General features: G+C 66.2%; 4 protein-coding genes. All 4 read left to right on the plus strand.

Annotation, left to right across the window (positions count from 1 at the left end; all coding sequences use genetic code 11):
- Nucleotides 1-114: 114 nt before the first annotated feature.
- Nucleotides 115-1,095, plus strand: coding sequence for a hypothetical protein (locus WBA11_RS19825; RefSeq protein ID WP_424522357.1), 981 nt, complete (start codon nucleotides 115-117; stop codon nucleotides 1,093-1,095).
- 15 nt (nucleotides 1,096-1,110) lie between these two features.
- Nucleotides 1,111-2,370: a hypothetical protein gene (locus WBA11_RS19830; RefSeq protein ID WP_424522358.1), complete on the plus strand. Its 1,260-nt coding sequence runs from the start codon at nucleotides 1,111-1,113 to the stop codon at nucleotides 2,368-2,370.
- Nucleotides 2,371-2,411: 41 nt separating this feature from the next.
- Nucleotides 2,412-3,812 carry a glycoside hydrolase family 2 TIM barrel-domain containing protein gene (locus WBA11_RS19835; RefSeq protein WP_424522359.1) on the plus strand — a complete coding sequence of 467 codons (1,401 nt, stop codon included), beginning with the start codon at nucleotides 2,412-2,414 and terminating at the stop codon, nucleotides 3,810-3,812.
- The coding region (locus tag WBA11_RS19840) for a glycoside hydrolase family 16 protein (RefSeq protein WP_424522360.1) at nucleotides 3,809-4,522 on the plus strand (714 nt) is incomplete at its 3' end. The genes WBA11_RS19835 and WBA11_RS19840, both read left to right, overlap by 4 nt.

A 4,522-nucleotide genomic window follows, 5' to 3' on the forward strand; every position in this document is an offset into this window, starting at 1 on the left:
ACATCTTCCTGACCGTCCAGTACCAGCGCTACACCTATGGCGCCGACGCGACGCCGGACGACGACTTCTCGATCGGGCAGGTGTTCGCGCTCTATTCCATGGACTTCTAGCCCGATGCTGCGACACCTCTCTCTCGCTCTCTTGGTCGCGTTCGGCATCGCCGGCTGCGACCACGTCACCGACGTCGAAGGGCCGCTCCTGACCGACCGGTTCGGCGACTTTTCCATCTTGGACCCGCTCGTGGCGAGCCAGTCGGCCGTCGACTTCGCGGCCGGCGAGTCCATCGTGTTCACGGCGCGGTTCAACAAACAGACCGACTGGGTTCTCGAGATCGCCGGGGAGCAAAGCGGAGCCGTCCGCCGCATCGAGGGCTTCTCCGCCGAGCTCACGGAGGCAAACGCGCGCTGGAACGGCCGCACGACGGACCTCCCGCTGTTCAAGGACGAGCCGGTCTCGGCACGCTTGTTTTTTCCTGACGAGATCAACTCCGACACGTCATTCGTCGACGTTGCAGTCCTGTCTCCTCGCAGCTACCCCGGCTCAGTCGTCGCCGACTTCGAAGGCGGTGATGACGTCACGTTGGGCAACTTCGAGTTCGAGCTCCAGGGCTCCGGCATCAGCGCCGAGATCCCGCCAGCTCAAGGCAACGGGTTCTATCTGTTCCGTGGGACCGATAGCGTGGTCAGCAACTTCTTCGTCGGCCTGATCGACATCCGCCCGCCGAGCGGCTCGTTCTTCGACGTCCCGACGACGGTCCCCGAGGACCTATACATCAACTTCTTCGTCTACGGCTTCGATACGCCCAACACGATCGCCGTCATTCAGCTTATCGCTGATAACAACGGCAGTGGTGACTTCGAGGACGGACAGGACACTGTGTTTCCCTTCGGCGACATCCCCGTCGACTTCCAGGGGTGGCAGGCCTTCTCGAAGCCGCTCAGCGAACTCGGCCTGACGCAGGCGCAGGCGGCGGAGATCGTCGCGGTTCGGGCGCTCCTGATCTCGGACAACAACAACCAGCCGTCACCGCCGCTCGAGGTCGAGTACGGCATCGACTACATCACGTTCACCTCGGGTGGACCGCTGGAGCTCTAGCCCATCACCGTCGCCATGGTCCGCCGCCCGATCCTCGCGCTCGCCGTTGTGGCACTCGCCTCGTCAGGCTGTGTCCAGTTCCAGACGCAGCAGCTCTACGCTGGCCTCGAGGCCGCGCCGACGCCCGAGCGCCCGCGCACGATCGCGCTCGCGGTCGAGCCGACCATTTACTCGGACGCCGACGACGACCAGATCTGGTTCCAGGACGACGCTCGCTGTACCCAGGGCCGGCTCGTCGAGGACGTCGTCTTCGAGGGCGAGCGCGCTGTCGCTGTCTCGTGGGACCGCAGCACGGAAGGCTGTGAGTGGGCCGGACTTGGAGTCGGCTGGGACGGGTGGGCCGGCAAGGATCTGTCGCAGGTGCTGCCCTACGCCGCCGTCCAGATGCGTGTTCGCGCTGCCCAAGGCCGGATGTTCGGCTTGCCTATCGTGCTCACCCTCGAGGACTACAGCGGCGGGATGGGCTTCGCCTACACCGACAACAAGTACTTCGAAGAACCCTTCCTCAACGAGGACTGGCAGACCATCACCGTCCCGCTCGCGGACTTCGACATCGCCGCGCCCGGCGCGAAAGCGCTCGACCCGACGAACGTGAAGCAGCTCATGTTTGAGCTCCAGCAGTCTGGGAGCATCTACCTCGATGACATCGAGCTGGTGTGGTACGACCCCGAGCCCCAAGAGCCGTGGATCGTCCTGCCCGAGCGGCCCGACCCAGCGGCCTTGCCCATCACGCTCTTCGACGACGCGTTCATCAACGACGACGGCTGGGGCCTGGTCACCGACGGATGCCAGTCGATCCAGACGGAGGCCGAGAGTGGCCGGGGCGAGGTCCTTCGCTTAGCGTGGGACGTCCGAGCGGACGACTGCTACGAGGGCGCGATGGGCGTGAGCTGGAATCAGTGGTACCCCACCGACGTCTCGTCGATCGCCGAGAGCGGCGTGATCCAGTTCGACGCGCGCCTCTCGTCTGGCACGGCTGAGCAAGCTCCAGTCCGCGTCGCCCTCGAGGACTACGGCCGGCAGACGTCGCAGGTCGTCCTCGATGGGCGCTTCGTCGACTCCGGCCGGCTCACGTCCGAGTGGCAGACGGTGACCATTCCGTTCATCGCTCTACGCGGCGGCGGCCGTGAGCTAGCCGCTGCGCCCGCCACCGTCGGCAACCTTCCCGAATTCCAGGACGGAGCCGACTTCAGCGCCATCAAGCACTTGGTGTTCTTCCTCGACGAGTCCGGCGAGATCCTGATCGATGATCTCCGGCTCATCACCTCGGAGTAGCCGTTGACGGCTCCGCCGGCTCTCCCCTGCCTTCCGTTTCTATGAGAGGCTCTGCATTCCTCCTCGCCACGCTCCTCGCGCTCCCGGCCTTCGCTCAGGAGGACTCCACGACGGACCGGCCAGCTGCCTCCGGCATCATCGAGGACGGACCTCGCTTCGAGGGCGCGATCCCCGTCGAGCTCCGCCAAGACGCATCCGGCGTGTGGACGATGTATCGCGGCGGTGAGCCCTACTTCATCCGAGGCGTCGGCGGGACGACGTATCTCGACCGCGCCGTTGATGCGGGCGCCAACTCGCTTCGGACGTGGGGAGCCGGCGAAGCGATTGCGCTCTTGGACGACGCCCACGAACGCGGCCTCTCCGTCGTCTTCGGCCTGTGGGCCGGGCAAGAGCGCCAGGGCTTCGACTACAACGACGCGAACGGCGTGCGCGCGCAACTTGCGCGGTTCCGCGAGGTCGTCCGCACCTACAAGGATCATCCAGCAATCCTGATGTGGGGACTGGGCAACGAGAACGACCTGTTCTACACCGACCTCAAGGTCTGGGACGCCCTCAACGACATCGCCGAGATGATCCACCAAGAGGACCCGAACCACCCTGTGATGCACGTCACGGCCGGCCTCGACGTAGCGGAGGTCCAACTCATCATGGACCGGGCGCCGGCCATCGACGTGTACGGCATCAACACGTACGGCGAGTTGGTCGGCGGGACGCGCGAGTTCCGGTCGTACGGGTACGAGGGGCCAAGCGTGGGTCGCCAGCTCCGACGCGCCGGCTGGGATGGACCGTACGTGATTGCCGAGTGGGGACCGGACGGCCACTGGGAAGTCCCGCGCACGACGTGGGGCGCGTCGATCGAGCAGACGAGCCACGAGAAGGCCCGCGTGTACCGCTTGCGCTACGAGCGCGGCATCGCGGCCGACACGACCCACAGCATCGGCTCGTACGCCTTCCTGTGGGGCGACAAGCAGGAGACTACACCGACGTGGTACGGCATCTTCACGCCAGGCGGCTACGAGACCGAAGTCTTGGACGAGCTCCAATACCTGTGGACCAGCGAGTACCCCGACAACCGCGCCCCGGCCTTGACGGAGTACACGGCGAACGGTCAAGACCGCTACGCCAGCCTCACGGTCGAGGAGAACGAACGGATCACGTTCGAGGCCACGGTGACAGACCCCGACGGCGACGACCTCCGCTACGAGTGGGAGCTCCTCCCCGAAAGCACAGACATCCGCGCAGGTGGCGATGCGGAGGACCGCCCCGACGCCATCGACATCGCGGTCGTCCGCCGCGACGACGGCACGTTGGTGATGCGCGCCCCGCGCGGCGAAGGCCCGTACCGCATGTTCCTCTACGCCTACGACGGCAACGGCAACGTAGCGACGGCCAACTTCCCCTTCCACGTCGGCCCCGTCCCGACCCAGACTGCAGCCCGATGACGCGCCCTGCTCGCCCCTCTGTCGCGCTGTCGGCCCTCGCCGTCGCGCTCATCGCCTCGGCTAGCGTGGCAGGCTGCGACAACTCCGTCGATCAGAATTTCCCGGACGCTGAGGCGACACCCGACGGCTGGGATCTGGTCTGGTCCGACGAGTTCGACGGGGCCGTCCTCGATGCGGCCAAGTGGGAAGCGCAGCTCGGCGACGGATGTGCCGAGGGCATCTGTGGCTGGGGCAACGGCGAGTTCCAGAACTACACGGCCGCCCCGGAGAACCTGTCCGTGAGCGACGGCACGTTGTCCATCACGGCCCGCCGGTCGGTCGCCGGCACCGACACGAGCTACAGCTCGGCCCGCATCCGCACGCTCGGCAAGGGCGACTGGACGTACGGCCGCTTCGAGGTCCGCGCCAAGCTCCCGACGGGTCAGGGCATGTGGCCCGCCATCTGGCTTCTGTTCAGCGAAGACACCTACGGCGGATGGGCGGCCAGCGGCGAGATCGACATCATGGAGGCCATCGGGAGCGAGCCCGGCGAGGTCTTTGGGACGTTGCACTACGGCGGCCCCTTCCCTTCCAACGTGTTCACGGGCGCCCCCTTCGAGCTGTCGTTCGACACGTTCGACCGCGACTTCTACACGTTCACGACCGAGTGGGAGCCCGGCGAGATCAGATGGTACGTCAACAACGTCCTCTACCAGACCCAGACGGCTGAC

It is taken from the genome of Rubrivirga sp., from assembly GCF_049648075.1.
Lineage (GTDB): Bacteria > Bacteroidota > Rhodothermia > Rhodothermales > Rubricoccaceae > Rubrivirga.